The sequence below is a fragment of the uncultured Dechloromonas sp. genome, from assembly GCF_945957265.1.
Taxonomy (GTDB): domain Bacteria; phylum Pseudomonadota; class Gammaproteobacteria; order Burkholderiales; family Rhodocyclaceae; genus Azonexus.
Window position 1 is genome coordinate 19,004 of the sequence record NZ_CAMFKO010000016.1, and the last position, 26,412, is coordinate 45,415.

A 26,412-nucleotide genomic window follows, 5' to 3' on the forward strand; every position below is an offset into this window, starting at 1 on the left:
GTTGCTAGCGACTAATGACTGGCAACCAGCAACTGCCTTACTCAAACAGGGCATCGACGAAGTCCTTGGCCGAGAAGGGGCGGAGGTCGTCGATCTGTTCGCCGACGCCGATGAAGCGGATCGGCTTCGGGCACTGCCGGGCGATGCCGAGCACCACGCCGCCCTTGGCCGTGCCGTCGAGCTTGGTGAGGACCAGGCCGGTCACATTGATCGCCTTGTCGAAGGCCTTGACCTGCTGCAGGGCGTTCTGGCCGATGTTGGCGTCGAGGACGAGCAGGGTTTCGTGCGGGCCTTCCGGCTCGATCTTCTGGATCACGCGGCGCACCTTGGCGATTTCCTCCATCAGGTGCAGCTGCGTCGGCAGGCGGCCGGCCGTATCGGCCAGCACGATGTCGATGCCGCGCGCCTTGGCGGCGGCGATGGCGTCGTAGATCACCGCCGCCGGGTCGCCGGACTCCTGGGCGATGACCGTGACGTTGTTGCGCTCGCCCCAGGTTTGCAGCTGCTCGCGGGCGGCGGCGCGGAAGGTGTCGCCGGCGGCCAGCAGGACGGTCTTGCCCTGGGTCTGGAAATACTTGGCCAGCTTGCCGATCGACGTCGTCTTGCCGGCGCCGTTCACGCCGGCGATCATGATCACGTAGGGCTTGTGGGTGGTGAAGTCGAGCGGCTGCTCGAGCGGCTTGAGCGTTGCCAGCAGCGCGTCGGCCAGCGCCTTCTGGATCGCCTCCGGCGTTTCCAGCTTGTCGCGCTTGGCGGCCTTCTTCAGCTCGTCGAGCAGGTGGGTGGTCGCCTCGATGCCGACATCGCTGGTCAGCAGCAGGGTTTCCAGCTCTTCCAGCAGTTCGTCGTCGACCTTGCCGCGCGAGAAGATGGTTTTGAGCTTGCCGCCCCACTGGGCGCGGGTCTTGGCCAGCCCCTGGAACAGGCGCTCGCGCCACGAGGGTTTGGGGGCCTCGGCGGGAGCGGCGGCGGCCGGCGCTTCCGGCTTGGCGTCGGACGAGGATTTTTTCAGGAAACTGAACATGGGAAAGTTGGTCTCAAGCCTTGCTGACAGGCAGACGGCTAGCCGTTAAGATGCCGTCCGGTTGGATGCAAAATCAGCCGCAAATTCTAGCAGAAAGCCCCGCTCACCCGATCCCGTTCGCCATGCGCCCTAAACACCTGCTCTCCGTTCTGCTTGCCGCCGCCCTCTCTTCCGCGGCATTCGCCAACCCCTACGAAACCGCGCTGAAGAATGGCCTGCGCGTCATCGTCAAGGAAGACCGGCGCGCCCCGACCGCCGTCCAGATGGTCTGGTACCGCATCGGCAGCATGGACGAGGTCGATGGCCAGTCCGGCGTCGCCCACGTGCTCGAACACATGATGTTCAAGGGCACGCCGAGCGTCGGCGCCGGCGAATTCAACAAGCGCGTGGCGGCCGCCGGCGGCAAGGACAATGCCTTCACCAGCCGGGACTACACGGCCTACTTCCAGCAGATCCCCAAGGAAAAGCTGGCGGATGTGATGCAACTCGAAGCCGACCGCATGCGCCACCTCAACGTCGACGCCAAGGAATTCGAGCAGGAGATCAAGGTGGTCATGGAAGAGCGCCGCATGCGCACCGACGACAACCCGCAATCCAAGCTGTTCGAGCAGATGAACGCCGTCGCCTTCCAGGCCCACCCTTACCGGCGCCCGATCATCGGCTGGATGAACGACCTGGAGACGATGACCGCCGCCGACGCCAAGGCCTGGTACGACACCTGGTACGTCCCGAACAACGCCTACGTCGTGATCACCGGCGACGTCGACCACCAGGCGGTCTTCGCGCTGGCGGAAAAATACTACGGTCCGCTCGAAGGCCGCCCGCTGCCGGTCCGCCGCCAGCAGATCGAGCCGAAGCAGGAAGGCACCCGCCGCGTCACGGTCAAGGCTCCGGCCGAGCTGCCGGTGCTGATCATGGGCTACAAGGCGCCGATCCTGCGCGATATCGACAAGGACAGCGACCCCTACGCGCTGGAAATGCTCTCCGCCATTCTCGACGGCCACGATGCCGCCCGCTTCAACAAGAAGCTGGTGCGCGAAGACAAGGTCGCCCTGGCGGCCGGCATCGACTACGACAGCACGGCGCGCGGCCCCGGCATGCTCTACCTGCACGCCACCCCGTCGGAAGGCAGGACGGTGGCCGACCTGGAAGCCGCCCTGCGCGCCGAGATCGCCCGCGTCCAGCAGGATGGCGTCAGCGCCGCCGAGCTGAAGCGCGCCAAGGCCCAGCTGATCGCCAGCGAGGTCTATAAAAAGGATTCGATGTTCGGCCAGACCATGGAAATCGGCCAGATCGAATCGACCGGCCTGCCCTACCGCAAGCTCGACCGCATGCTCGAGAAGCTGCAGCAGGTCACCGCCGAGCAGATCCAGGCCGTGGCCAGAAAGTATTTCAACGACGATGCGCTGACCGTCGGCGTCCTCGATCCGCAACCGCTCGACGGCAAGCCCCGCCGTCCGGCCGCCGCCACCCGCCACTGATGCCTACCGCCATGACCAGACTGATCGTCGCCGCCCTCACCTTCCTGCTCGCCCAGAGCGCCCTGGCCGGAGTCAAGATCGAGCACTGGGTGTCGCCCTCCGGCGCCCGCGTCTATTTCGTCGAAAGCCGCGTCCTGCCGATGCTCGACATCCAGGTCGATTTCGCCGCCGGTTCGGTTTTCGACCCGCAGGGCAAATCCGGCCTCGCCGCGCTGACCCGGGCAACGCTCGACAACGGCGCCGGCAAGCTCGACGAAACCGCGATTGCCGAGCAGCTCGCCGACATCGGCGCCAACCTCGGCGGCAGCGCCGATACCGACCGTGCCGGCGTCTCGCTGCGCACCCTCTCGGCCCGCGACAAGCGCGACCCGGCGCTCGACATCCTGAAGAGCGTCCTGCACGCGCCGCATTTCGACGCCGCCGTGTTCGAGCGAGAAAAGGCGCGCACCATCGCCGGCCTCAAGGAAGCGATGACGCGCCCCGACAGCATCGCCGGCAAGGCCTTCTGGGCCTCCCTCTACCCCGAGCACCCCTACGGCCGGCAAGCCACGCCGGAGAGCGTCGCCGCGCTGAGCCGCGACGACCTGGCGGCCTTTCACGCCCGCTACTACAACGCCGCCAACGCCAGCATCACGCTGGTCGGCGACCTGTCGCGCCAGGAAGCGGAAAAGATCGCCGAAGCCATCGCCGCCGCTCTGCCCAAGGGCGCAGCGGCGACCCTGCCCGGCATGCCCGACATCCCCAGGGGCAGCCAGACCCAGCTCGCCCACCCGGCCAGCCAGGCCCACGTCTATATCGGCCTGCCGGCCATCGAGCGCGGCAACCCCGACTTTTTCCCGCTGCTCGTCGGCAACTACACCCTCGGCGGCGGCGGCTTCGTCTCCCGCCTGATGAAGGAAGTCCGCGACAAACGCGGCTACGCCTACAGCGTCTACAGCTATTTCGCCCCGATGCGGCAGACCGGCCCCTTCCAGATCGGCCTGCAGACCAAGCGCTCGCAGGCCAGGGACGCGATCAAGGTTTCCCGCGACATCCTCGCCGGGTTCCTGAAGGACGGCCCGAGCGACGAGGAACTGGCTGCCGCCAAGGCCAACCTGGTCGGCAGCTTCCCCCTGCGCCTGGACAGCAACAAGAAAATCCTCGACAACGTCGCCACCATCGGCTTCTTCGACCTGCCGCTCGACTATCTCGACCAGTACCAGGCCAAGGTCCAGGCCGTCACCGCCGACGATGTCAAACAGGCCTTCGGCCGCCGCATTCGCCCGGAAAACCTGATCACCGTGACGGTAGCCGCCGATTGAACGCCGTCCGTATCGTCGGCGGCGAGTTCCGCCGGCGCGTTCTCCGCTTTCCGGACAGCACGGGATTGCGCCCGACGCCGGACCGTGTCCGCGAGACGCTGTTCAACTGGCTGGGCCAGGATCTCGAGGGCTGGCACTGCCTCGACCTGTTCGCCGGCAGCGGCGCCCTCGGCTTCGAAGCCGCCTCGCGCGGCGCGGCACGGGTGGTGATGGTCGAGCAAATGCCGAAAGTGCTCGCCGCGTTGCATGAAAACCACGAATTGCTCCATAAACCGAGCGCGGTGGAGATCATCCGTGCGGATGCGCTACAATATTTGGCCTCGACGAAAGCAAAATTTGACCTGATCTTCCTCGATCCGCCCTACAACAAAGGCTGGATCGACCGCCTGGAGCCACTCCTGCCAGGCATTTTGAACGAAGATGCAGCGATCTACGTCGAAGCAGAGCATGAAATCGAATCGCTTGGCGATTGGCGCACGGTGCGCCAGGGCAAGGCGGGGGAAGTCCACTTTCACTTGTTGCGGCGACAGACAACTTGACCAAACTCAATCATCGCGTTGCCATTTACCCCGGCACCTTCGACCCGATCACCCGCGGTCACGAAGACCTCGTCCGTCGCGCCGCCACGCTGTTCGACCGGCTCATCCTGGCCATCGCCGAAAGCCCGTCGAAGCAGCCGCGCTTCCCGCTCGTCGACCGTGTCCAGATGGCGCAGGAAATCCTCGGCGACCTGAAGAACGTCGAAATCGTCGGCTTCAACACGCTGCTGATGGACTTCGTTCACGAGATGAACGCCAAGGTCGTCGTCCGCGGCCTGCGCGCCGTCTCCGACTTCGAATACGAATTCCAGATGGCGGGCATGAACCGCAGCGTCTATCCTGAGGTCGAAACCGTGTTTCTGACCCCAGGCGAGCAATACATGTTCATCTCCGCAACCATGGTCCGCGAAATCGCGCGCCTGGGCGGCGATGTCAGCAAATTTGTGCAACCTTGCGTAGAAAAGCGCCTGCGGGCGAAAATTACCGCTTAACCGAGAGAGGAACAGCTATGTCTCTGATTATTACCGACGAGTGCATCAACTGCGACGTGTGCGAGCCGGAGTGCCCCAACGAGGCCATTTCCCAGGGCGAGGAAATCTACGTCATCGACCCGAACAAGTGCACGGAATGCGTCGGTCACTACGACGAACCGCAGTGCGTCCAGGTCTGCCCGGTCGATTGCATCCCCAAGGATGCGAACCATGTCGAAACCGAGGACATGCTGTGGGTCAAGTATGAAAAACTGACGGGCAACAAGCGCTCCTGAGCACGACCAGCCCCCAATAAAAAACCCGCGACGTTCGCGGGTTTTTTATTGGGCTGACCGCCGGGATGGCCCATCAGGCGGCTTGCAGTTCCCTGTCGCCGAGCGGCACCAGCATTTCCTGAACGCGGCCGATGATTTCCTCGAGCGCCGCGATCTGCTGCTTGAGCGTGGCCTCGACCCCCTCCAGCTCGGCGATGCGGTCTTCCAGCGTGTCGGTGGCCTGATGGATGCGCTTGATGCTTTCCAGGCGGCGCTTGAGCTGGATCTGGTGTTCGCGGACCTGCGTCTCCATCGGCGCCATCACCGCCCGCAGCCAGACCTCGGCATCGCGGTTGGCATGCTCGAAGGCGCGCCGCACCTGGACCGCGACTTCCTCGAAGAACTTCTGCGTGATGTTCTTCTTGTCGTGGGTCATCAGGCTGATCATGGTGTTCAGGTGGTCGTTGCACCAGGCCTGCAGGCGATCCAGCTCCTTTTCGTAGCGCAGCAGCGAGAAACTGGTCGGCGAGCCGAGCTTCAGGCCGTGCTCGACGGTGAATTTCTTGTAGACCGCCTCCATCATGGCGAGAATTTCACCGATTTCGCCGCTCGACTTGGTCAGCGCCTCGCGTGACCGGGCGAAGAAATTGGCCATCGCGTCGGACAGGGTTTTCGAGAACACCGCTTCGTCCATCGTCGACCGCGTTTCGTGCGTCAATTGGCGCAGGACATCGAGTCCCAGATGGCCGAACAGGTTGTTGGTCAGCGTCGAGAACACGCTACGCACGGCATAGTAGCGCTGCAGGCCGGACTCGAACTCGTCCTTTTCGGCCCGTACCTTGCCCATCATGTATTCGACGACGCCCTTGTTCTTGCCGCGCAGCTCGGTCAGTTCCGTCAATTGCTCGCGCAGGCCGTCCATCCGCGAATCGAGCAGACCGCGCACGCGGCGGCTGACATCGCCGAACTCGCCTTCCGTGCTGTCGCAGACGATATCGCGCTTGGCCGGGATCAGCTCCTTGGACAGCGCCGCCTCGAGCAGCGGCAGGCGGCTCTTCTCCAGCAAGGCGGCATCGCCGTTGATCTTGGCGACCAGGCCTTTCTGGGCCGATACAGGGAAGACCTGACCGGCCGGCAATTCGAGGATGTCCGCGCTGGTCTCGACCTGGCGCTGGATCTCGGCATCGATCTCGTCCTGCGTTTTCAGCTCGTCCCACTGACCATCGATCTTGTTCAGGACGACCATGCGGCCGCGCCGGGCCACCCCGCCGCCGCAGATATGCTCGCGCCAGATGGCCATGTCCGATTGCGTCACCCCGCTGTCGGCCGCCAGGATGAACAGCACGGCGTGCGCGTTGGGCAACAGCGACAGGGTCAGTTCCGGTTCGGCGCCGATGGCGTTCAGGCCCGGCGTATCGAGAATGACCAGCCCCTGCTTGAGCAAGGGATGCGGGAAGTTGATCATGGCGTGGCGCCAGCGCGGCACCTCGACCAGGCCGTCGTCGCCGACGGTGTACAGGTCGACCTGGCCTTCGCCGACGGCGAACCCCAGGCGCGTCGCCTCGGCCGGCGCCACCCGGGTCGTCTCGCTGACATGGCGCAGTGCATCCTGCATCGCATCCGGCGAATTGGTATCGAGCGCGACCTGCGTCCACTCGTCGGGGAAACGCTTGTATTCGCTGACGCTGGAATTCGAGGAACGCGTCTGGATCGGCAGCAGCTCGATGCACGGCAGCTTGTTGCCGTCGAACAGGAGTTCGGTCGGGCACATCGTGGTCCGGCCGGCCGACGACGGCAGCATCCGGTTGCCGTAGTCGGCGAAGAAAATGGCGTTGATCAGCTCCGACTTGCCCCGCGAGAACTCGGCGACAAAGGCGACGTTCAGGCGATCTTCGCGCAGCCGCTCGAGCAACTGGGTCAGACGCAGATCGCTCTGGGCATCGGAAAGTTCATTCTGGCCCAGCCAGTTCTGAAGCTCGCCGACGTGGGCGGCAAGGCGCGAACGCCAGGCAGAATAGGCGGCAAATTGATCAGCCAGCGACATATATGCATTCCCGGGTGCTAACAGAATTCTTAATCTAGCATAAAAACAGAGGCTTGCAGAAGAGATTTAATGCTGGCACCCCGGGCAGTAATAGGTACTGCGCCCGGCCTGGCGAACTTGTTTGACCACGCCGCCGCAACGCAGGCAAGGCTCGCCGGCGCGGTCGTAAACACCCGCCTGGATCTGGAAACATCCGGCGCCGCCATCGCTATGCACATAATCCCGGATGCTGCTGCCGCCGGCGGCGATGGCGTCGGACAGCGTTTCGCGTATCGCCGGCACGAGAATGCCGTAGCGGGCGCGGCTGATCCGGTTCGCCGCCCGCAACGGCGAAATCCCGGCCCTGAACAGGCTCTCCGAAGCGTAGATGTTGCCTATCCCGACCACCAGGTGGCTATCCATCAGGGCCGGCTTGATCGGACCGCTGCGCCGCGCCAGCGCGGCGTGGAACCAGTCGACGGTAAACGCGTCGGAAAGCGGCTCCAGCCCCTGCGCGGCCAGCAAGGGATGCTGCTCGGCCAGGGCGGGCGGCCCCGGCTGCCACAGGACGACGCCGAAACGGCGGGGATCGGCGAAGCGCAGTATCTGGCCGGCCAACACCAGGTCGAAATGATCGTGCTTCTCCGGCGGCAGCTCGCGCGGCACGAAGCGCAGGTTTCCCGACATGCCGAGATGGATGATCAGGCTCCCCTCGACGCCCCGCCCCCGGCAATCGATCAGCAGATACTTGGCGCGGCGGCGCACGGCGACGATTTCGCACCCCGGCAGCAGGTCGGCCAACTGCCGTGGAATCTCGTGCCGCAACTTCGGCGCCCGGATCACCACGCCGCGCACGACCTCCCCGACCAGCTCCGGCGCGATACCGCGACGACAGACTTCGACCTCCGGCAACTCCGGCATTGCTTGTTCCTCCGCGCAAACCCAAATAACATCGCAAACTAATTGGATTCTATGCGTTCCAAGCAGCAGATTCGCACCACCTCGACCGAAAGCCGTCCATGTCATCGAAGTTTCTCGTTGCCGCCCTCACCCTCGCGCTGGGACTGACCCACAGCGGACTCGGCCTGGCCGCCGGCGACCCGCCCCCGCGCCCAGGCGGCAAGCGAGCCGGCGCCCCCGCCTCGAGCGAGGACGTCCTGGCCCGCACGGTCTTCCAGGCCCTCGTCGGCGAGTTCGCCCTGCAGCGCGGCGACCCCAAGCTGGGCTCCGATGCCTGGTCCGATCTCGCCGTCCGCACGCGCGACCCCAAGGTCATCGCCCGGGCCACCGAGATCGCCGGCTTCGCGCGCCAATACGACCGGGCGCTGGAACTGTCCAAACTGTGGATCGAAGTCGAGCCGGACTCTGCCAAGGCTCGCCAGACGCAATCCTCGCTGCTGGTCATGGCCAACCGCCTCGACGACCTGGCGCCGCAACTGGCCGCCCTGCTCGAGCAGGACAAACCGAACGTCGGCGGCAACCTGCTGCACCTCAACCGCATGCTCGGCAAAGTCAACGACAAGAAAGCCGTGCAGAGCCTGATCGACAAGGTCGCCGCCCCCTACGACACGCTGCCGGAAGCGCACTTCGCCATGGCCCAGGCCGCCGCCAACGCCGGCGACAACCTGCGCGCGCTGATCGAAACCGAAAAATCGCTGCAGCTGCGCCCCGGCTGGGAAACCGCGGCCATCGCCCGGGCCCAGCTCCAGGCCAGGCAATCGCCCAAGACCGCCATCGACAGCCTCGACGAATTCGTCGACCGCAATCCGAGCGCCAACGATGCCCGCCTGACGCTGGCCCGCCTGCTGATCAGCGAAAAACGCTACGACGAATCGCGCCGCCATTTCGACCGCCTGATCGCCGCCAACCCCGACAGCCCGGACGTCATCTACCCGGTTGCCATGCTCGCCCTGCAGCAAGGCGACACCACCACCGGCCGCAGCCAGCTCGAGCACCTGCTGCAAACCGACTTTCCGGACAAGAACACCATCCATTTTTTCCTCGGCCAGCTCGACCAGGAACAGAAGAAGCCGGAAGCCGCGCTCGCCCACTACCGCCAGGTAACGGGCGGCGAACAGTACGTTCCGGCCCGCTCGCGCGCCGCACAAATATTGATGCAGCAGGGCAAGCCCGACGAAGCGCGGGCCCTGCTGCGCGACACGCGCGGCGGCACGCCGGCCGAACGCACTCAGCTCGTCCTCGCCGAATCGCAGCTGCTGCGCGAGGCCGGCCGCCACAACGACGCCTACATCGTCCTCGACCGGGCGCTGGCCGCCCAGGCAAACGATGCCGAGCTTCTCTACGAAGCGGCGCTGACGGCTGAACGGATCGGCAAACCCGAGTTGCTGGAAACGCACCTCAAGCACCTGCTGACGCTCAAGCCGGACCATGCCCACGCCCTGAATGCCCTCGGCTACTCGCTGGCCGAGCGCAATCTCCGGCTTCCCGAAGCCCACGACCTGATCACCCGGGCCCTGGCGCTGTCGCCCGAAGACCCCTTCATCATGGACAGCCTGGGCTGGGTCCTCTACCGCCAGGGCAAGCTGGCCGAGTCCCTGCAAACGCTGGAACGCGCCTACCGCATCAAGGCAGACCCCGAAATCGCCGCCCACCTCGGCGAAGTGCTGTGGACACTGGAGCGCAAGGACGAAGCCCGGCGCATCCTGCGCGACGCCGCCAAGGCGCACCCGGAAAACGAAGCGCTGACGGGAACCGTCAAGAAACTGCTGCCTTGATTCGCCGCGGCATTCCGCTGCTGGCGCTGGGCCTGCTGGCCGGGTGCGCCGGCCTCCCCCCGGCCGCACCGCTCGACCGCGACAGCATCCGCGATTTTGCGCTGGAGGCGCGTTTCGCCCTGCGCGCAACGCTCTCCGGGCAGCCCCCCCAGAGCGCCAACGGCCGCCTGAGCTGGGCCCATACCGGGCAGCGCGACCGCGTCCTGCTCGCCAGCCCACTCGGCTACGGCCTGGCCGAAATCGACATCACGCCGCAACGATCCACATTGCGCACCGGCGACGGCCAGGAAAAGGAATCGTCCGACCCCGAGGAGCTCATGGCCACCGCCACCGGCCTGCCCCTGCCGGTATCCCGCCTGCCGGCCTGGCTGCTCGGCCGCAGCGGCAGCGCGGCGACCATCGAACCCGACGCCCTGGGACGCCCCGGCCGGCTGACCGAATCCGGCTGGCAGGTCGATTACGCCTACGACAACGATCGGGCCGCGGCCCTGCCGGCGCGGCTGACCATCGTCCGTCCCGGCGAAGTCGAACTCAAGCTGCGCATCGAGGAATGGAGAGAAACGCCATGAACAGTCCGACCTGGGACAGCGCCTGGCCGGCCCCCGCCAAACTGAACCTTTTCCTGCACGTCGTCGGGTGCCGCGACGACGGCTACCATCTGCTGCAAACCGTATTCCGCTTCATCGACCGCGCCGACACCCTGCGCTTCACACCGCGCGCCGACGACGACATCGTGCTCGCCACCCCGATTCCCGGCGTCCCCCCCGACAGCGACCTGACCGTACGCGCCGCGCGCCTGCTGCAACAGGCCACCGCCTGCCGCCAGGGCGCCACCATCCATCTCGACAAGCGGCTGCCGATGGGCGGCGGCCTCGGCGGCGGCTCGTCCGATGCCGCCACCGTGCTGCTCGCCCTCAACCACCTGTGGCAGACCGGCCTCACCCGAGCGCAACTGGAAAAACTCGGCCTGACGCTGGGCGCCGACGTGCCGGTCTTCGTGCATGGCCGCAACACCTTTGCCGAAGGGATCGGCGAAGCCTTCACCGACGTGGACCTCCCCCCGGAAAGTTATCTCGTAGTACACCCCGATGCGCACGTGCCGACCGCCGCCATTTTCGGGGCACCCGAACTCAGGCGCGACACGCCGGCCATGCGCCCCGGCGACTGGCGCCACGGCGCAGGCCGCAACGACCTGGAAGCGGTTGCCTGCGCCAGATTTCCGGCCGTGGCGGCGGCCCTGGCCTGCCTGAAGGCGCTTGCCCCGCAAGCCATGATGACCGGTTCCGGGGCCTGCGTATTCTCCGGATTTGCCTCGCGCGGCGACGCGGAAGCCGCACTGGGCAAGCTCCCCGCGGGCCTCCGCGCCTGGGTCGCCGACGGGCTTCCGGAACACCCGCTCGCAAAAATTCAATAAAAGACTGGATTTTCCGAAACAGCCCCTGTATTATTCGCGCCTCGCTTGAACGCGAACCCGTTCGAGCGACCCGCTGGGGAGTCGCCAAGTTGGTCAAGGCACCGGATTTTGATTCCGGCATTCGAAGGTTCGAATCCTTCTTCCCCAGCCAAGCTTCCTTCGGGCAGGTCACAAGCCTGCCCGATTTTCATTGTGGCGGGCGAATGCAATGCGCATGCATGAACCCGGAGGAATGTTGAAATGGCCTACAACAGCCTGATGGTCTTCACCGGCAACGCCAACCCCAAGCTGGCTGCCGACGTCGCTGAACAGCTCAATGTCGACCTCGGTCGCGCCAATGTTGGCCGCTTCTCCGACGGCGAAGTGTCCGTCGAGCTCCAGGAACACGTTCGCGGCCGCGACATCTTCGTGCTGCAATCGACCTGCGCCCCGACCAACGATAACCTGATGGAACTGCTGGTTATCGTCGATTCGCTGAAGCGCGCCTCGGCCGGCCGCATCACCGCCGCCATCCCGTATTTCGGCTATGCCCGCCAGGACCGCCGCTCGCGTTCCTCCCGCGTGCCCATCGCCGCCAAGCTGGTCGCCAACATGCTCGTCGCCTCCGGCGTCGACCGCGTGCTGACCATGGACCTGCACGCCGAACAGATCCAGGGCTTCTTCGACATTCCGGTCGACAACATCTACGCCCTGCCCATTCTGCTCGACGACATCAAGAAGCAGAACTACGAAAACCCGATGGTCGTCTCGCCCGACCATGGCGGCGTCGTCCGCGCCCGCTCGCTGGCCAAGCGCCTCGAATGCGACCTGGCGATCATCGACAAGCGCCGCCCGAAGGCCAACGTTTCCGAAGTGATGAACATCATCGGCGAAGTCGACGGCCGCACCTGCATCATCATGGACGACATGGTCGACACCGCCGGCACCCTGTGCAAGGCCGCCACCGCCCTCAAGGCCAACGGCGCCAAGAAGGTCGTCGCCTACTGTACCCACCCGGTCCTGTCCGGCCCGGCCGTCGAGCGCGTGAATACGTCCGACCTCGACGCCCTGGTCGTCACCGACACCATTCCGCTGCGCGACGATGCCGCCGCTTCGCCGCGCATCCGCCAGCTCTCGGTCGCCGAGATCATGGCCGAAACCATCCGCCGCATCAGCAACGACGACTCCGTCTCGTCGCTGTTCATTGATTAGTCATTAGTCGCCAGTTACCAGTTGCTAGCAGGCTTTTGCTAACGACTGCCGACTAGCGACCAGCAACTGTTTTTTTAAACCCTTCCCGTTCTGGTCGCGGACCGGGAAACATTCTGGAGTATCAACATGCAATTCGAAGTTATCGCCCAAGCGCGTTCGTTGCAGGGAACGGGTGCGAGCCGCCGCCTGCGTCGCGCTGGCACGGTGCCTGGCATCGTTTACGGTGGCGAAACCGCCCCGGTCGCCATCGAAACCCACCACAATGACCTGCTGCTGAAGATGAAGAAGGAAGCTTTCTATTCCTCCGTCATCAACCTCGTCATCGACGGCAAGAAGGAACAAGTCCTGCTGCGCGACTACCAGACGCACGCCTACAAGCAGCTGATCCTGCACATCGACTTCCAGCGCGTCGATGCCACGCACGAACTGCACATCAAGGTGCCGCTGCACTTCGTCAACGAAGAAGCCGGCCCGGGCGTCAAGCTCAACGGTGGCCTGGTGAACCACGTCACCACCGAACTGGACATCCACTGCCTGGCCAAGGATCTGCCGGAGTTCGTCGAAGTCGACCTCGGCGCCCTGAACGTCGGCGACAACATCCACGCCTCGCAGGTCAAGCTGCCGGCTGGCGTCAAGCTGGTTCAACACGGTAGCGAAGACCCGATCGTGGTCAGCATCGTCGGCAAGGGCGGCGCCCAGGCTGCCGAAGGTGAAGCTGCCGCCGAGTAATCCGCGCGCTCCGCTATACTCTGGCCGCCGCAGGCTTTTTGCCCCGGCGGCCTTTTCACGACTGCACGCATGACCCTTCCCCGTCTCATCGTCGGCCTCGGCAACCCCGGGCCGGAATACGAAGCCACCCGCCACAACGTCGGGTTCTGGTTCGTCGACCAGCTGGCCGACAAGCTGAAGGCATCGCTCGCCCCGCAGGGCAAGTTCTACGGCAGGGCAGCCCGTGCCGGCGAACTGTGGCTGCTGCAGCCGACCACCTACATGAACCGCTCCGGGCAGGCGGTGGCGGCGCTGGCCAATTTCTACAAGATCGCGCCGGCCGAGATTCTCGTCGTCCATGACGAGCTGGACCTGCCGCCAGGCGGCATCCGCCTCAAGCAGGGCGGCGGCAATGGCGGCCACAATGGCCTGAAGGACATCCAGGCCAAGCTCGGCACGCCGGATTTCTGGCGCCTGCGCCTGGGCATCGGCCATCCGCGCACGCTCGGCCTGGCCCAGCAGGTCGCCGATTTCGTTTTGCATCAGCCGCGCAAGGAAGAATTGCCGGATATCGAACACGCGCTGGCCCGTTGCCTGTTGGCCTGGCCCAGACTCTCCGCCGGGGACTTTGCCGGCGCCCAGCAACAGTTGCACGGCAAAGCCGTCTAAGGAAAAAACATGTCTCTGAAATGCGGTATCGTCGGCCTGCCCAACGTCGGCAAATCCACCCTCTTCAACGCCCTGACCAAGTCGGGCATCGCGGCTGAAAACTATCCGTTCTGCACCATCGAGCCGAACGTCGGCATCGTCGAAGTGCCGGACAAGCGGATGGCCCAACTGGCCGAAATCGTCAAGCCGCAGCGCATGCAACCGGCCATCGTCGAATTCGTCGACATCGCCGGCCTGGTCGCCGGCGCCTCCAAGGGCGAAGGACTGGGCAACCAGTTCCTGGCCAATATCCGCGAAACCGATGCCATCGTGCATGTCGTGCGCTGCTTCGCCGACGACAACGTGATCCACGTTTCCGGCGGCGTCGACCCGATCCGCGATATCGAAGTCATCGATACCGAACTGGCGCTGGCCGACATGGCTTCCGTCGAAAAGGCGCTCAACCGCTACCGCCGTCCGGCCAGCTCGGGCGACAAGGACGCCAAGATCCTGGTCGCCGTGCTGGAAAAATGCTTCGCCGTGCTCGACCAGGCCAAGGCGGTACGCAGCCTCGACCTGTCGAAAGAAGAGTGGGCGCTGCTCAAGCCCTTCTGCATGATCACCGCCAAGCCGGTGCTCTACGTCGCCAACGTGGCCGAAAACGGCTTCGAAAACAACCCGCTGGTCGACGCCGTGCGCGCCCATGCCGCGACCGAGAAGGCAGAAGTAGTCACCGTCTGCGCCGCCATCGAATCCGAAATCGCCGATCTCGATGACGAGGAAAAGCAGATGTTCCTGGCCGACCTCGGCCTCGAAGAACCGGGCCTCGACCGCCTGATCCACGCCGGCTACAAGTTGCTCGGCCTGGCCACCTACTTCACCGCCGGGGTCAAGGAAGTGCGTGCGTGGACCATCCACGCCGGCGACACCGCCCCACAGGCGGCCGGCGTCATCCACACCGACTTCGAACGCGGCTTCATCCGCGCCCAGACCATCGCTTTCGACGACTTCATCACCTACAAGGGCGAAGCCGGTGCCAAGGAAGCCGGCAAGATGCGCGCCGAAGGCAAGGAATATGTCGTCAAGGACGGCGACGTCCTCAACTTCCTGTTCAACGTCTAAGCGCCACCCGCCGCCGATGACCCCCTCGGGAACCCCGCCGCCAGGCAACGCCGACGACAGCTTTCCGCTGTCGCCGGCCATCCTGTGGCGCGCCTACGAGCAAAGCCACGAGGCGGTGCTCGTTTCCGACGGGGAAAACCGCATCATCGCGGTCAACGCGGCCTTCTCGCGGCTGACCGGATACACCGCCGCCGAGGTGATCGGCCAGAATCCCCGCATCCTGGCCTCCGGCAACGCCGGCCCCGAGTTCTATACCGGCATGTGGGAGAGCCTTTCCCAGTACGACACCTGGGAAGGCGAAATATGGGACCGGCGCAAGGATGGCAGCATCTACCCGAAATGGCTGTGTATCTCGGTCGTCCGCAACGCCAGCGGCCTGGTCAGCAACTACGTCGCCAACTTCACCGACATCAGTGCCAGCAAGCAGGCGGCCGACCGGCTGGCCCAGCTCGCCTACCACGACGTGCTGACCCACCTGCCCAACCGGCTGGCCTTCGAGTCCCAGCTCGCCCACGCCCTGCGCGTCTGCGAGCGGGAGGGCCGCCAGCTGGCCCTGATGTTGATCGACCTCGACAATTTCAAGAACATCAACGACACCCTGGGCCACCACACCGGCGACGAACTGCTGCAGCAGGTTGCCCGCCGCCTGCGCGAGTCGGTGCGCGCCAGCGACCTGGTCGCCCGCCTGGGCGGCGACGAGTTCGTCGTCGTCCTGCCCGAGATCGAAGGGCCGCAGACCGCGGCCCGGGTCGCCAACAAGATCCAGGTCGCCGTCGCCGAGAACTACTGGGTCGGCGAGCACCTGCTGTACACCACGCCGAGCATCGGCATCAGCCTCTATCCGGGCGACGGCACCGATTCGGGCACCCTGCTGCGCAATGCCGATTCGGCGATGTACCACGCCAAGAATGCCGGCCGCAACAACCATCAGTTCTACGCCTCGCGCATGAACGAAGCGGCCGGCGAGCGCCTGCAGCTGGAAAACGAGCTGCGCCATGCGATCTCGTCGATCTCCCCCGAGCGCTGCGAATTCTCGCTGCACCTGCAGCCGCAGATCGACACGGCCAGCGGCCGCGTGATTGGCCTGGAGGCCCTGCTGCGCTGGAAGAACCCGACCTTCGGCATGATCTCGCCCCTGCGTTTCGTGGCCATCGCCGAAGAAACCGGCCTGATCCAGCCGCTCGGCGACTGGGTCATCTGGGAAGCCTGCCGGCTGACGCGCCAGCTGCGCGCGCACGGCATCGACGACGTGCGCCTGGCGATCAACATCTCGGCACAACAGCTCCGCCACGAAAACCTGCTGCTGCTCATCCGGGGCGCCCTGGCCTGCTACGACCTGAAGCCCCAGGACATCGAACTCGAGATCACGGAAAGCACGGCCATGCAGAATCCGGAGATCACCCTGTCGATCCTCGACCAGCTGTCGGCCATGGGCATCATGCTGGCCATCGACGATTTCGGGACCGGCTACTCGTCGCTGGCCTACCTCAAGCACCTGCCGATCAACCGCCTGAAGCTCGACCGCTCCTTCGTCACCGACATCGAAACCGACCCCAACGACGCGGCCATCTGTACCGCGACGATTGCCCTGGGCCACAGCCTGGGACTCGAACTGGTCGCCGAGGGCGTCGAAACCGAAGCCCAGCGGGGCTTTCTGGCGCACCTCGGCTGCGATGTCCTGCAGGGCTACCTGTACAGCAAGCCCATGCCCTTCGACGAAGCCGTCGCCTACCTGAAGGAAAGCCGCCCGGCTAGCGCATGACCTTGCGCCACTCGGCCTCGAAGTAGCGCACCAGGACCTGGTTGTTCAACTGATTGACCTCGGCCGGCACCCGCCCCATATCGGCCGGGAAGACGAACAGGCCGGGGATGGTTCCGGGTGTCAGGTAGCGCGTCTTCGGCGTATCGACCGCCCCCGGAACGAAAGGCTGGCGCCCGGCGATGATATAGCCCCATTCCCCGAACGATGGCACCTGCGCATGATAGGGCGCGGTCTTGAAACCGACGCTCTCCAGCGTCGCCACCACGCACCAGAACGATTGCCGGGCGTAGAGCGGCGACGTCGACTGGACGACCAGCAGGCCGTTGGCCGACAGGCGCTTTTCGATCAGGCGGTAGAAGGCCGAGGTATACAGTTTGCCGAGCGCGAAATTCGACGGATCGGGAAAGTCGATGACGATGAAGTCGAAGTAATCCCTGCTCTCTTCCAGCCACTGCAAGGCATCGGCATTGACGACCTTGACCCGCTCCGATGTCAGCGCCCCCGCATTCAGGGCCACCAGCACCGGGGCCGTCGAGAACAGCTCGGTCATCGCCGGATCGAGATCGACCAGGGTGATCGACTCGACGCCCGGATACTTCAGGATCTCGCGCACCGCCAGCCCGTCGCCGCCGCCCAGCACCAGCACGCGCCTGGCGCCGGGCAGGCTGGACAGGCCGGGATGGACCAGCGCCTCGTGATAGCGGTATTCGTCGTGCGACGAAAACTGCAGGTTGTTGTTCAGGAACAGGCGCAAATCGTCGCGCCAGCGGGTGACGACGATACGCTGGTAGGGCGTCGACTCGGCATGGACGATTTCGTCGGCGTAGACATGCGCCTCGGCCAGGCTGGTCAGCTGCCCGGCGCCGGCAAAACCGGCCAGCAGCAGGCCGAACACGCCCAAGCTCTGCGCCAGCAGGGCGCGCCGGGCCGGCAGTTGCTCGCGGAACAGATGCAGGGCCCACAAGGCGACCGCAACGTTGAGCACGCCGAAGAGCAGCCCGGTGCGCACCATGCCCAGGTGCGGCGCCAGGATCAGCGGAAACAGGATGGACACCGCCAGCGCACCGAGATAATCGAAGGTCAGCACTTGCGACACCAGGTCCTTGAACGCCAGTTCGCGCTTGAGGATGCGCATGACCAGCGGAATCTCCAGCCCGACCAGCACGCCGACGCCAAACACCACGAGGTAGAGCGCCAGCTTGAACGGCGCCGACAGCCAGGTGAAGACCATGAACAGGCCGACCGCCGAGAAGCCGCCGAGCAGGCCGACCATCAGCTCGATCTGGATGAAGCGGCCGATCAGGTCGCGGGTAATGTACTTCGACAACCAGGAACCGACCCCCATGGCGAACAGGTAGGTGCCGATCACCGTCGAGAATTGCATCACCGAATCACCCAGCAGGTAGGACGACAGGGCGCCGGCGATCAGCTCGTAAGCCAGCCCGCAGGAGGCGATGACGAAGACGGAAAAGAGAAGGGCATGACGCATGGGCGAGGATGCTAACCCAAAGCATGGAACGGCGCAGCGGCGCCGCGGTCCGAATAGCACCTCCGTTCCCGAGCCGACTGCCATGCTCCGTTCGCTTGTCTTCCTGTTGCTCGCCGCCTCCGCCGCCGGCAGCCAGGCCGCCGAATATGCGATCGACCCCGGCCACACCTACGCCAGTTTCGAGATCGACCACCTCGGCTTCTCGACCCAGCGCGGCCAGTTCAACCGCAGCAGCGGAAGCATCGAATTCGACCCCGAACAGCGCAACGGGCGTATCGACATTCGCATCGACGCGGCCTCGCTGGATACGGGTTTGCCCCTGCGCGACGATGTGCTGCGCGGCGAGGAATGGTTCAACACCAAGGCTTATCCCGACATTCTGTTCCGCAGCGAAAAGCTGCTGTTCACCGACGACAAGCTGAGTGCCGTCGACGGCACTCTGGTCTTGCGCGGCGAAATACGGCCGCTTCGCCTGGAGATCAATCGCTTCAAGTGCGGCCTCAACCTGGCCAACCGCAAGCGCGGTTGCGGCGCCGACGCCCAGGCCAGTCTCAAGCGTTCCGATTTCGGCCTGAACAACGGCCTGCCCTTCATTGGTGACGAAGTACGCCTGCGCATCCAGGTAGAGGCCTACCTTCCGTAAGCGCCTGGCGCCTCACTAAAGTCATGTGCTAACGCGCTGTTTCTGCGAAAATAGCACCCCTTTTGCTGTTCCCGGATTACCCCCCATGCCCCCCCATCAAGCCATTGCCAGCACCGCCGAAATCGTCGCCGAGCTCAAAGCCGGCCGCATGGTCGTCCTGGTCGATGAAGAAGACCGCGAGAACGAGGGTGACCTCGTCATGGCCGCCGAGCACATCACGCCGGAAGCCATCAACTTCATGGCCAGGTACGGCCGCGGCCTGATCTGCCTGACCCTGACCGCCGAGCGCTGCAAGAAGCTGGGGCTGACCCAGATGGCGCGCAGCAACGGTACGGTCTACGGCACCGCCTTCACCGTTTCCATCGAGGCCGCCGAGGGCGTCACCACCGGCATTTCCGCCGCCGACCGCGCCAAGACCATCCAGGTTGCCGTGGCCAAGAACGCCGTTGCCGACGACATCGTGCAGCCCGGCCACGTCTTCCCGATCACCGCCCGCGAAGGCGGCGTGCTGGTTCGCGCCGGGCACACCGAAGCCGGCTGCGACCTCGCCGGCATGGCCGGCCTGGAGCCCGCCTCGGTAATCTGCGAGATCATGAACGACGACGGCACCATGGCCCGCCTGCCGGAGCTGATCGAGTTCGCCAAGGAACACGGCATCAAGATCGGCACCATCGCCGACCTGATTCACTACCGCGCCTCGTCGGAAACCCTGGTCAAGCGCATGACCAGCAAGGCCATCGCCACCGCGCACGGCGAATTCACGCTGCACGCCTTCGTCGACCAGGCCAGCGGCGCCACGCACCTGGCGCTGGTCAAGGGCGATATCCCGGCCGGCGGCGAAACGCTGGTCCGCGTCCATGAGCCGCTGTCGGTGCTCGATTTCCTCGACCCGGCCAGCAAGCGCCAGGCCTTCTCCATCGACCAGGCGCAAGCCGCGCTGGCCAAGAACGGCCACGGCGTCATCGTGCTCATGCACCGCCCGGAAGACGGTGAGGCCATCCTCACCCGCCTCACCGGCACCGCCCCGAGCGCCCCCGCCAAGTGGGACCCGCGCAGCTACGGCATCGGCGCCCAGATCCTGCGCGACCTCGGCGTCACCAAGATGCGCCTGCTCTCCAGCCCGCGCAAGATGCCTTCCATGGCCGGCTTCGACCTCGAAGTGACCGGCTTCGTTTCCTCTCCTGCGGAGCTCTGAACCATGTCCCGCTTCGACAACGTTTTCGAATTCGACAGCAACCTGAACGGTACCGGCCTCAAGGTCGGCGTCGTGATGTGCCGCTTCAACCTGCCGGTCTGCGAAGGCCTGCTCTCCTCCTGCATCGCCGAACTCAAGCGTTTGGGCGTGGCCGATGCCGACATGACCATCGCCACCGTGCCCGGCGCGCTGGAAGCCCCGCTGGTGCTGCAGACCATGGCGCAGAGCGGCAGCTTCGACGCACTGGTAGCGCTCGGCGCCGTCATCCGCGGCGACACCTACCACTTCGAGGTGGTCTCCAACGACGCCTGCCGCGCCATCATGGAAGTCCAGCTCGATACCGGCGTCCCCATCGCCAACGGCATCCTGACCTGCGACACCGACGAACAGGCCGAAGTCCGCATGCAGCCGAAGGGCGCCGACTGCGCCCAGGCCGCCGTCGAGATGGCCAACCTGCAAAAGGCGCTGAACCAATGAGCGAGCAAGAACAAACCCCGAAGGCCCCGCCCAAGTCCGCCCGCCGCCGGGCCCGCGAATTCGTGCTGCAGGGCCTGTACCAGTGGCGCGTCGGCGGCGCCGACGAGGCCGCCATCGAAGCCTACGCCCCGGAAATGGAAGGCTTCGCCAAGGCCGACCGCGAGTTCTTCGTCGGCACGCTGCGCGGCGTGATCGGCCAGCAGGAAACGCTGGTCGAGCGGATCTCCGCCCACATCGACCGCCCCTTCGGCGAACTGTCGCCGGTCGAAGCCTGCGTCATGATGCTCGGCACCTTCGAGATGCAAAACCATCCGGAAACCCCGTACCGCGTCATCATCAACGAGGCCATCGAGCTAACCAAGGCCTTCGGCGGCACCGACGGCCACAAGTACGTCAACGGCGTGCTCGACAAGGTCGCGGCCATCCTCCGCCCGGACGAAGTCGCCGCCCGCAGGCAAGCCCGGAAATAAACCGATGGCCGGCGAATTCGCCCTGATCGACAAGTATTTCGCCCGGCCCACCCCGTCGGCCGTTCTCGGCCCCGGCGACGACTGCGCGCTGGTCCAGCCGACGCCGGGCAAGCAGCTGGCGGTGACTACCGACATGCTGGTCGCCGGCACCCACTTCCTGCCCGACACCGACCCCAGGAACCTCGGCTGGAAGGCGCTCGCCGTCAACCTCTCCGACCTCGCCGCGATGGGCGCCACGCCGCGCTGGGTGACGCTGGCCGGCGCCCTGCCGCCCCCCCAAGGGGACTCCCTTCAGGGCGCGGTCGACGAGGCATGGGTCGCCGCCTTCGCCGACGGCTTCTTCGCCTGCGCCAGGGAATACGGCGTCGACGTCATCGGCGGCGACACCACCAAGGGGCCGCTCAACGTCTGCATCACCGCCATGGGCGAAGTCGAGCCCGGGCGTGCGCTGCGCCGGGATGGCGCCCAGATCGGCGACCAGATCTGGGTTTCCGGCCGCCCCGGCCTCGCCGCCCTGGGCCTCGCCCACCTCCAGGGCAAGATCACACTGCCCGGCCCCTGGCCGCGCCTGTGCGTCGCCGCGCTGGAAAAGCCGCGTCCCCGGGTCGCCCTCGGCCAGGCGCTGGTCGGCATCGCCACCGCCGCCATCGACGTCTCCGACGGCCTGCTCGCCGACCTCGGCCATATCTGCGAACGCTCGGGATGCGCCGCCGCCGTCAAGCTCGTCCAGTTGCCGCAGCTGCGCGACCTGGCCGGCAGCGGCGAAGCCTACGACGCCGACCTGCGCCGCATGGCGCTGGAATGCCAGGTCGCCGGCGGCGACGACTACGAACTGTGCTTCACCGCCCCCGGCCCGCTCAGCCTCGATATCGCCCGCATCGCCGCCCGCCTCGAACTGCCGCTCTGGCACATCGGCGAGATCGTCGCCGGCGAGGCCGGCACCGTCACCGTCTACGACCCGGACTTCAAGCCGGTGTCCTTCGACCGCCACGGGTACGACCACTTTGCCGCGTAAGCCGGATTTCGCCTTCCTGCTCGCCCACCCGGCGCACTTTTTCGCGCTCGGTTGCGGCAGCGGCCTGGCCCCCAAGGCGCCGGGCACCTTCGGCACCCTGTTCGCGTGGCTGAGCTTCGCGCTGTTCCGGCCGCACTTCGAGGAACTGCCGCTGCTCGGCCTGCTGCTCGCCGCCTACCTCGGCGGCATCTGGTTCATCGACGTTACCGGCAAGGCACTGGGCGACCCCGACCACGGCAGCATCGTCTGGGACGAGATCGTGCCCTTCTGGCTGGTCCTGCTGATGACGCCGGATACCTTCTTCTGGCAGCTCGCCGCCTTCATGCTCTTCCGCTATTTCGACATCACCAAGCCGCAGCCGGCGCGCTACTTCGACGAGCACGTCAAGAACGGCTTCGGGGTGATGGCCGACGACCTTGTTGCGGCCGGCTACACTTTGCTCGCATTGGCCCTGCTGAAGATCGTTTTCGCCTGACGCCCCGGTGGCGAAGGCATAGAATGGTGGTGCTCAAACAGCTTGGAGCTTCATCATGAGTCACAAGCACGCCCACCTGCTGCGCAGCATCTTCCAGGACCCACCGTCGGCCAACATCCACTGGCGCGAGATCGAATCCCTGCTCCACCACCTCGGCGCCGACATCGAACCCTCGCACGGCGCCCGCTTCAAGATCACGCTGAACAAGGTCGAGGCCTTCCTGCACCATCCGCACAACAGCAGCACCTGCAGCAAGACCGACATCAAGACCATCCGGGATGTCCTGACCCATGCCGGGGTAACCGTCTCGGCCTACGAGAGCGGCGCCCTCTAGCATCCGCCAGGATCGCCCCCGGAAAGCAAAACGGCACTTCATGACGAAGTGCCGTTTCGGGAAAACCTGGCGCGCCCAGCGCGATTCGAACGCACGACCCCTGCCTTCGGAGGGCAGTACTCTATCCAGCTGAGCTATGGGCGCTTGGGAGGGGTGCATTCTACCCGCTGCGATGCCCTGCGTCCATGGCGACGTCTTTGGGCGCCGGCGATCCGCTCGCGCACCGCCCGAAAAGCGGGCCGCCTAGTCGAAGAAAGTGCGGGCCGCTTCGAAGCGCTGGGCGTAGTAAGCGTCGCTCAGGCGGTCGATGCGCACCTTGCCGTTGGTGGACGGCGCGTGGATGAAGCGCGTGTCGCCGATATAAATACCGACGTGGGAAAACGAGCGGTTCAGGGTGTTGAAAAAGACGAGATCGCCGGGCCGCAGGGAGTTCCGGTCGACCGGCCTGCTGTTGCGGGCGATATCGGCGGCGCTGCCCTGAACCTTCAAACCGGCCGCCTGCCCGAAGATGTAGCTGACCATGCCGCTGCAATCGAGCCCCGCCTCGGGATTCTTGCCGCCAAAACGGTAACCGGTATCGATCAGGCCCATGGCGTAGAAAACGATTTCGTTGCCCCTGTCGCTGCCGGCACGGGTCGCCTGCACCGCCGGCTCGCTCGACGCGGTCGGGCGCGGCGCCGGGCCGCCGCAGGCAGCGAGCAGCATGAGGACGAGGCCGAGGGGAATAAGCGAAGGAAGGCGCATCAAGCTAAAGTCGTTTCTTGAAACAAACCATAACTTACCGTTTTCACTAATTTTTTCAAGAGGCAGCGCACAGATGGCGATTCGGTTTGCTGGCCGATATCCGGTAAAGTAGCTTTCTTTCAGCGCTGTCCGCCCCGCATGGCCAAAATCATCGTCATCGCCATCCTGTTGCTGCTCGCCACCGTCCTGTGGCGCAACTGGAGCCGTCAACGCCGCGCCGGCTACATCGACGCCTTTCCTTACCGGCGCATGCTCGACCAGCGCCTGGCCGCCCGGCGCCCCGAGCTGACCGAAACGCAGCGCGGCGAGGTGTTTGCCGCGCTGGTGGACTATTTCGCCATCTGCAACACGGCCGGGCGCCGCATGGTGGCCATGCCTTCCCAGGCGGTCGACGATGCCTGGCACGAGTTCATCCTGTTCACGCGGCAATACGACAAATACTGCCGCCGAGCCTTCGGCCGCTTCCTGCACCACACGCCGGCCGAGGCGATGGCCTCCCCCACCCAGGCTTCGCAAGGGCTCCGCCGGGCCTGGCGACTGGCCTGCCGGCGCGAAGGCATCGACCCGCAGAAACCGGACCGACTGCCCCGCTTGTTCGCACTGGACGCCCGCCTCGGCATCGCCGGCGGTTTTGTCTACCGCCTCGACTGCCTGGCGGCGCAGCAAGGCGGCGACGCCTCGGGCTACTGCGCCAGCCATCTCGGCTGCGGCGGGAGCAGCGGCAGCGACGGCTGTTCGGGCGACTCGGGCAGCGGATGCGGCGGTGGTTGCGGCGGCGGGGATTGACGTCGGGAGCCGGCGGCTACTTGTGATAGCTGCGGCTGCTGCCCGAACTGCCGTGCCCCGAATTCGCCACGTTGTCGAACAGGCTCCAGCCCTGCTGCTGCGCGTAGGCGAAGAGCGCGACCGCGAAGATGCCGGCGACCAGGTTGAATTTGTCGAACATCAGTCGTCATCTCCCCCGGCGTCGTCGCTCCCCGCCGGCGCATGGTCGCTTTCTGCCCAGCGCCGGGTTTCGAAGGCGGCGCGGCGCAGCGTCGCGAATACCGGGAAAACCAGCAGGAACAGGGCAAGCAGAACGAAATTCGACCATCCGGTCCGCGGCGTCACGACCTCGAGCTGATCGCGCACGGCGACGTACTTGTCCGGCGCCATGTCCGGGTCGAGCGTCAGATAGTAGGTGCCGGCCGGAATGTTCTGGAACACGACCTCGTCGCTCCGGCTCCCCTCGCTCCAGCTCCCGTCGTCGTAGCCCCAGTAGTACGACAACTCCCGCGCCGCCGGCCAGGCCGTGCCGGTGGTCTTGTTCACCAGCAGCAGGTCGATCCCGATCCAGTTGTTGTCGAGCGAGGTGGCTTGGCGGACGGCGATCTTGCGCGGCTTGCCGGTGATCTGGAACTCCCGGGTCTGCACCTCGTCGCTGCTGCGCGGCTCGAAGCTGAAGTCCTGGCGCAACAACAGCTTCTCGGTGGAGATGAGCATGAAGAAGGCCTGCACAAGGACAGCCGCCAACAGGAATTTGGCGAACAGCGACCAGATGCGCCGGGTCGTATCGGCCCAGGGGTTGGGCTGATTGGCAAAGACGCCGATCGGCTCCGGCAGGCTGCCCGGCAAACCGAAGGCGGCGGCAATCGCGGCGGGCTGGACGTAGCCCCCCTGCGACCAGCTCAGGTCCTTGCCGCTCCTCTCCCGCGACAGCATCAGCGGAGGCGCGACAAAGTCTTCGACGCGATTGGTTTCTCCCTGCCGGACCCGCCAGGTGAACTCCCCATGCACCTGAACCACCTCGGCGCGCTCGGTGGTCGAAAAGTGCTTGAATTGCCGGCCACCGAAATTCACCCCGGTCACCTCGAGCACCTTGGTGGTTGCCGGCGGCCTGGACAGCACATCGACAACGTTCCAGTGGCCGTTGTACTCGGTCAGCCAGCGGTAGGTTCCGTTCTCGCCGGCCAGCAGGTATTCGCGCCAGGCGTAGCTGATGCCCGCCTCGACGCTGCGCTTGACCAGAAAACCGATGACTTCCGCCGGCTTGCCATCCAGGCTTCCCTTGCTGCCGAGCGGCAGGCGGGGCACGTACTGCGCCTCGCGCACCGCCGAGCCCCTGGAAAGCACCTTGTAGTTCCGGTCGGCGGTATCGACCACGGTTCCGCAACTGGCGCAGCCGACGGCGACGATGTCCTTCGAACGGGCCTGCATGGGCGCGCCGCAGGCCGGGCAGCGAAACACCTGGACCGGGACCGCGGCGGCCGGCTGCGCCATCCCGTCGCGCAGGTTGGCCATGCGCAGGGACTTGAATTCGACGGCCTCGCCGACAAAGAGCAGGGGCGGCGTCTCGGAATAGTCCAGGGTGGCGAAATGGCTTTCGTTGCGCAGGTCCGCCGCCGCCACCGGGTAGCCGGCGCCGACCTTGAACGGCAACTCCCCCTGCCCGGCGACGCACTCGGCATTTTCGAGGTTGCTGACCGTCCATGCCCGGCTTGCCACCAGGAGACGCTGGCCGATTTTCAGTTCGGCAAACGCCGGGACCGGCTCCCGGACCTGCGCCATGAAGGTGAGCACATACTCTCCACCAGCCTCCGACAGCCAGCCGGTTCGCATGTCGTCGAACAGCAGATGCCATTCGTTCCAGGTGCCCTGGCTGTACTTGATCTGGATGCGCCCGATCAGGGCGAAATGCACGCCCTCGTACTGCCCCTCCGACCCCAGCTGCAGCGGCGAGCGGTCCTCGACCAACGCCGCCATCTTGCCGATATCCTCCAGCGCCTGGTCGTGGCGAACCAGCGTGCTCTGGCAATAGGCGCACACGGCAAAGACCGACGACGCCGACTTGAAGACGACCGGCGCGCCGCAGGAAGGGCAGGAGGCAGACAGGGCCAT

General features: G+C 65.6%; 28 protein-coding genes and 2 tRNA genes. 22 read left to right on the plus strand and 8 right to left on the minus strand.

What is annotated here, in order from left to right; genetic code table 11:
• Positions 1–37: 37 nt before the first annotated feature.
• Positions 38–1,024 carry a signal recognition particle-docking protein FtsY gene (gene ftsY / locus Q0P59_RS10265; RefSeq protein ID WP_295006310.1) on the minus strand — a complete coding sequence of 329 codons (987 nt, stop codon included), beginning with the start codon at positions 1,022–1,024 and terminating at the stop codon, positions 38–40.
• 122 nt (positions 1,025–1,146) lie between these two features.
• Here ftsY and Q0P59_RS10270 point away from each other — a divergent pair, with 122 nt between their 5' ends.
• From Q0P59_RS10270 to Q0P59_RS10290, 5 genes are read left to right on the plus strand one after another with little or no spacing between them, the layout of a single operon-like run.
• Positions 1,147–2,505, plus strand: a complete 1,359-nt coding sequence (locus Q0P59_RS10270) for a pitrilysin family protein (protein ID WP_295006312.1) — start codon at positions 1,147–1,149, stop codon at positions 2,503–2,505.
• Positions 2,506–2,516: 11 nt separating this feature from the next.
• On the plus strand, positions 2,517–3,806 hold the full coding sequence (locus Q0P59_RS10275) for a pitrilysin family protein (protein WP_295006314.1): 1,290 nt from the start codon (positions 2,517–2,519) through the stop codon (positions 3,804–3,806).
• Positions 3,803–4,345: a 16S rRNA (guanine(966)-N(2))-methyltransferase RsmD gene (rsmD, locus tag Q0P59_RS10280; protein WP_295006316.1), complete on the plus strand. Its 543-nt coding sequence runs from the start codon at positions 3,803–3,805 to the stop codon at positions 4,343–4,345. The genes Q0P59_RS10275 and rsmD overlap by 4 nt, the downstream gene beginning before the upstream one ends.
• The gene (gene coaD, locus Q0P59_RS10285; RefSeq protein ID WP_295006318.1) at positions 4,342–4,836 is read left to right on the plus strand and encodes a pantetheine-phosphate adenylyltransferase; all 495 of its coding nucleotides are present in this window, start codon (positions 4,342–4,344) and stop codon (positions 4,834–4,836) included. The genes rsmD and coaD overlap by 4 nt, the downstream gene beginning before the upstream one ends.
• A 17-nt stretch (positions 4,837–4,853) precedes the next feature.
• Positions 4,854–5,111, plus strand: coding sequence for a YfhL family 4Fe-4S dicluster ferredoxin (locus tag Q0P59_RS10290; RefSeq protein WP_295006320.1), 258 nt, complete (start codon positions 4,854–4,856; stop codon positions 5,109–5,111).
• 73 nt (positions 5,112–5,184) lie between these two features.
• Here the strand turns inward: Q0P59_RS10290 and Q0P59_RS10295 are convergent, their stop codons facing one another.
• Complete coding sequence (locus tag Q0P59_RS10295; RefSeq protein WP_295006322.1) at positions 5,185–7,134, minus strand: dynamin family protein; 1,950 nt, start codon at positions 7,132–7,134, stop codon at positions 5,185–5,187.
• A 66-nt stretch (positions 7,135–7,200) separates the two neighbouring features.
• A complete protein-coding gene (mutM, locus tag Q0P59_RS10300; RefSeq protein WP_295006324.1) occupies positions 7,201–8,034 on the minus strand; it encodes a bifunctional DNA-formamidopyrimidine glycosylase/DNA-(apurinic or apyrimidinic site) lyase in 834 nt (277 codons plus the stop codon).
• Positions 8,035–8,132: 98 nt separating this feature from the next.
• On the opposite strand from mutM, the gene Q0P59_RS10305 reads away from it, so the two are divergent.
• The 9 genes from Q0P59_RS10305 to Q0P59_RS10345 all read left to right on the plus strand — a co-directional run bounded on the left by Q0P59_RS10305 (position 8,133) and on the right by Q0P59_RS10345 (position 16,693).
• The gene (locus tag Q0P59_RS10305) at positions 8,133–9,848 is read left to right on the plus strand and encodes a tetratricopeptide repeat protein (protein WP_295006327.1); all 1,716 of its coding nucleotides are present in this window, start codon (positions 8,133–8,135) and stop codon (positions 9,846–9,848) included.
• On the plus strand, positions 9,845–10,417 hold the full coding sequence (gene lolB, locus Q0P59_RS10310) for a lipoprotein insertase outer membrane protein LolB (RefSeq protein ID WP_295006329.1): 573 nt from the start codon (positions 9,845–9,847) through the stop codon (positions 10,415–10,417). The genes Q0P59_RS10305 and lolB overlap by 4 nt, the downstream gene beginning before the upstream one ends.
• Positions 10,414–11,262 (plus strand): 4-(cytidine 5'-diphospho)-2-C-methyl-D-erythritol kinase, encoded by an 849-nt coding sequence (gene ispE / locus Q0P59_RS10315; RefSeq protein ID WP_295006331.1) that lies wholly within the window; start codon positions 10,414–10,416, stop codon positions 11,260–11,262. The genes lolB and ispE overlap by 4 nt, the downstream gene beginning before the upstream one ends.
• A gap of 74 nt (positions 11,263–11,336) precedes the next feature.
• Positions 11,337–11,413: transfer RNA gene (locus Q0P59_RS10320), tRNA-Gln, on the plus strand.
• 89 nt (positions 11,414–11,502) lie between these two features.
• On the plus strand, positions 11,503–12,453 hold the full coding sequence (locus tag Q0P59_RS10325; RefSeq protein ID WP_150429802.1) for a ribose-phosphate pyrophosphokinase: 951 nt from the start codon (positions 11,503–11,505) through the stop codon (positions 12,451–12,453).
• Between the two features lie 126 nt (positions 12,454–12,579).
• Positions 12,580–13,182 (plus strand): 50S ribosomal protein L25/general stress protein Ctc, encoded by a 603-nt coding sequence (locus tag Q0P59_RS10330; RefSeq protein ID WP_295006334.1) that lies wholly within the window; start codon positions 12,580–12,582, stop codon positions 13,180–13,182.
• Positions 13,183–13,251: 69 nt separating this feature from the next.
• Complete coding sequence (pth, locus tag Q0P59_RS10335) at positions 13,252–13,830, plus strand: aminoacyl-tRNA hydrolase (RefSeq protein WP_295006336.1); 579 nt, start codon at positions 13,252–13,254, stop codon at positions 13,828–13,830.
• Positions 13,831–13,839: 9 nt separating this feature from the next.
• Complete coding sequence (ychF, locus tag Q0P59_RS10340) at positions 13,840–14,931, plus strand: redox-regulated ATPase YchF (protein ID WP_295006338.1); 1,092 nt, start codon at positions 13,840–13,842, stop codon at positions 14,929–14,931.
• Positions 14,932–14,947: 16 nt separating this feature from the next.
• On the plus strand, positions 14,948–16,693 hold the full coding sequence (locus Q0P59_RS10345) for an EAL domain-containing protein (protein WP_295006340.1): 1,746 nt from the start codon (positions 14,948–14,950) through the stop codon (positions 16,691–16,693).
• On the opposite strand, the gene Q0P59_RS10350 is transcribed toward Q0P59_RS10345, so the two are convergent.
• Positions 16,683–18,182, minus strand: coding sequence for a polyamine aminopropyltransferase (locus Q0P59_RS10350; RefSeq protein ID WP_295006342.1), 1,500 nt, complete (start codon positions 18,180–18,182; stop codon positions 16,683–16,685). The genes Q0P59_RS10345 and Q0P59_RS10350 overlap by 11 nt on opposite strands.
• An 82-nt stretch (positions 18,183–18,264) precedes the next feature.
• On the opposite strand from Q0P59_RS10350, the gene Q0P59_RS10355 reads away from it, so the two are divergent.
• The 7 genes from Q0P59_RS10355 (at position 18,265) to Q0P59_RS10385 (ending at position 22,791) form a co-directional block, all read left to right on the plus strand.
• Positions 18,265–18,825 carry a YceI family protein gene (locus Q0P59_RS10355; protein ID WP_295006344.1) on the plus strand — a complete coding sequence of 187 codons (561 nt, stop codon included), beginning with the start codon at positions 18,265–18,267 and terminating at the stop codon, positions 18,823–18,825.
• 85 nt (positions 18,826–18,910) lie between these two features.
• Positions 18,911–20,020 carry a bifunctional 3,4-dihydroxy-2-butanone-4-phosphate synthase/GTP cyclohydrolase II gene (gene ribBA / locus Q0P59_RS10360; protein WP_295006346.1) on the plus strand — a complete coding sequence of 370 codons (1,110 nt, stop codon included), beginning with the start codon at positions 18,911–18,913 and terminating at the stop codon, positions 20,018–20,020.
• Between the two features lie 3 nt (positions 20,021–20,023).
• Positions 20,024–20,497 carry a 6,7-dimethyl-8-ribityllumazine synthase gene (gene ribH / locus Q0P59_RS10365; protein ID WP_295006348.1) on the plus strand — a complete coding sequence of 158 codons (474 nt, stop codon included), beginning with the start codon at positions 20,024–20,026 and terminating at the stop codon, positions 20,495–20,497.
• Positions 20,494–20,967, plus strand: a complete 474-nt coding sequence (gene nusB, locus Q0P59_RS10370; RefSeq protein WP_295006350.1) for a transcription antitermination factor NusB — start codon at positions 20,494–20,496, stop codon at positions 20,965–20,967. The genes ribH and nusB overlap by 4 nt, the downstream gene beginning before the upstream one ends.
• 4 nt (positions 20,968–20,971) lie before the next feature.
• Positions 20,972–21,982 (plus strand): thiamine-phosphate kinase, encoded by a 1,011-nt coding sequence (gene thiL / locus Q0P59_RS10375; protein ID WP_295006351.1) that lies wholly within the window; start codon positions 20,972–20,974, stop codon positions 21,980–21,982.
• Positions 21,972–22,457, plus strand: a complete 486-nt coding sequence (locus Q0P59_RS10380) for a phosphatidylglycerophosphatase A (protein WP_295006353.1) — start codon at positions 21,972–21,974, stop codon at positions 22,455–22,457. Before thiL ends, Q0P59_RS10380 begins: the two co-directional genes overlap by 11 nt.
• A gap of 55 nt (positions 22,458–22,512) precedes the next feature.
• A complete protein-coding gene (locus tag Q0P59_RS10385) occupies positions 22,513–22,791 on the plus strand; it encodes a type II toxin-antitoxin system HicA family toxin (protein ID WP_295006355.1) in 279 nt (92 codons plus the stop codon).
• 67 nt (positions 22,792–22,858) lie between these two features.
• On the opposite strand, the gene Q0P59_RS10390 is transcribed toward Q0P59_RS10385, so the two are convergent.
• Together Q0P59_RS10390 and Q0P59_RS10395 are read right to left on the minus strand one after the other, a co-directional pair.
• Positions 22,859–22,935: transfer RNA gene (locus tag Q0P59_RS10390), tRNA-Arg, on the minus strand.
• A gap of 99 nt (positions 22,936–23,034) precedes the next feature.
• Positions 23,035–23,535 (minus strand): C40 family peptidase, encoded by a 501-nt coding sequence (locus Q0P59_RS10395; RefSeq protein WP_295006357.1) that lies wholly within the window; start codon positions 23,533–23,535, stop codon positions 23,035–23,037.
• A gap of 138 nt (positions 23,536–23,673) precedes the next feature.
• Between Q0P59_RS10395 and Q0P59_RS10400 the strand changes: the two genes are divergently transcribed.
• On the plus strand, positions 23,674–24,321 hold the full coding sequence (locus Q0P59_RS10400) for a hypothetical protein (protein ID WP_295006359.1): 648 nt from the start codon (positions 23,674–23,676) through the stop codon (positions 24,319–24,321).
• A gap of 16 nt (positions 24,322–24,337) precedes the next feature.
• Here the strand turns inward: Q0P59_RS10400 and Q0P59_RS10405 are convergent, their stop codons facing one another.
• Both Q0P59_RS10405 and Q0P59_RS10410 read right to left on the minus strand, forming a co-directional pair.
• Positions 24,338–24,481, minus strand: a complete 144-nt coding sequence (locus tag Q0P59_RS10405; protein WP_295006362.1) for a hypothetical protein — start codon at positions 24,479–24,481, stop codon at positions 24,338–24,340.
• A complete protein-coding gene (locus Q0P59_RS10410; protein WP_295006364.1) occupies positions 24,481–26,412 on the minus strand; it encodes a DUF4178 domain-containing protein in 1,932 nt (643 codons plus the stop codon). The genes Q0P59_RS10405 and Q0P59_RS10410 overlap by 1 nt, the downstream gene beginning before the upstream one ends.

Bases quoted from the DNA above. Each gene is read 5' to 3' on its own strand.
- Q0P59_RS10330 (WP_295006334.1), top strand. From the start codon at position 12,580: ATGCAATTCGAAGTTATCGCCCAAGCGCGTTCGTTGCAGGGAACGGGT.
- Q0P59_RS10275 (WP_295006314.1), top strand. From the start codon at position 2,517: ATGACCAGACTGATCGTCGCCGCCCTCACCTTCCTGCTCGCCCAGAGC.
- Q0P59_RS10385 (WP_295006355.1), top strand. From the start codon at position 22,513: ATGAGTCACAAGCACGCCCACCTGCTGCGCAGCATCTTCCAGGACCCA.
- Q0P59_RS10290 (WP_295006320.1), top strand. From the start codon at position 4,854: ATGTCTCTGATTATTACCGACGAGTGCATCAACTGCGACGTGTGCGAG.
- thiL (WP_295006351.1), top strand. From the start codon at position 20,972: ATGGCCGGCGAATTCGCCCTGATCGACAAGTATTTCGCCCGGCCCACC.
- mutM (WP_295006324.1), bottom strand. From the start codon at position 8,034: ATGCCGGAGTTGCCGGAGGTCGAAGTCTGTCGTCGCGGTATCGCGCCG.
- Q0P59_RS10295 (WP_295006322.1), bottom strand. From the start codon at position 7,134: ATGTCGCTGGCTGATCAATTTGCCGCCTATTCTGCCTGGCGTTCGCGC.
- nusB (WP_295006350.1), top strand. From the start codon at position 20,494: ATGAGCGAGCAAGAACAAACCCCGAAGGCCCCGCCCAAGTCCGCCCGC.
- Q0P59_RS10395 (WP_295006357.1), bottom strand. From the start codon at position 23,535: ATGCGCCTTCCTTCGCTTATTCCCCTCGGCCTCGTCCTCATGCTGCTC.
- Q0P59_RS10410 (WP_295006364.1), bottom strand. From the start codon at position 26,412: ATGGCCCTGTCTGCCTCCTGCCCTTCCTGCGGCGCGCCGGTCGTCTTC.
- Q0P59_RS10355 (WP_295006344.1), top strand. From the start codon at position 18,265: ATGCTCCGTTCGCTTGTCTTCCTGTTGCTCGCCGCCTCCGCCGCCGGC.
- Q0P59_RS10400 (WP_295006359.1), top strand. From the start codon at position 23,674: ATGGCCAAAATCATCGTCATCGCCATCCTGTTGCTGCTCGCCACCGTC.
- Q0P59_RS10325 (WP_150429802.1), top strand. From the start codon at position 11,503: ATGGCCTACAACAGCCTGATGGTCTTCACCGGCAACGCCAACCCCAAG.
- Q0P59_RS10405 (WP_295006362.1), bottom strand. From the start codon at position 24,481: ATGTTCGACAAATTCAACCTGGTCGCCGGCATCTTCGCGGTCGCGCTC.
- Q0P59_RS10350 (WP_295006342.1), bottom strand. From the start codon at position 18,182: ATGCGTCATGCCCTTCTCTTTTCCGTCTTCGTCATCGCCTCCTGCGGG.
- Q0P59_RS10345 (WP_295006340.1), top strand. From the start codon at position 14,948: ATGACCCCCTCGGGAACCCCGCCGCCAGGCAACGCCGACGACAGCTTT.
- ftsY (WP_295006310.1), bottom strand. From the start codon at position 1,024: ATGTTCAGTTTCCTGAAAAAATCCTCGTCCGACGCCAAGCCGGAAGCG.
- pth (WP_295006336.1), top strand. From the start codon at position 13,252: ATGACCCTTCCCCGTCTCATCGTCGGCCTCGGCAACCCCGGGCCGGAA.
- ribBA (WP_295006346.1), top strand. From the start codon at position 18,911: ATGCCCCCCCATCAAGCCATTGCCAGCACCGCCGAAATCGTCGCCGAG.
- ispE (WP_295006331.1), top strand. From the start codon at position 10,414: ATGAACAGTCCGACCTGGGACAGCGCCTGGCCGGCCCCCGCCAAACTG.
- ychF (WP_295006338.1), top strand. From the start codon at position 13,840: ATGTCTCTGAAATGCGGTATCGTCGGCCTGCCCAACGTCGGCAAATCC.
- Q0P59_RS10305 (WP_295006327.1), top strand. From the start codon at position 8,133: ATGTCATCGAAGTTTCTCGTTGCCGCCCTCACCCTCGCGCTGGGACTG.
- ribH (WP_295006348.1), top strand. From the start codon at position 20,024: ATGTCCCGCTTCGACAACGTTTTCGAATTCGACAGCAACCTGAACGGT.
- Q0P59_RS10270 (WP_295006312.1), top strand. From the start codon at position 1,147: ATGCGCCCTAAACACCTGCTCTCCGTTCTGCTTGCCGCCGCCCTCTCT.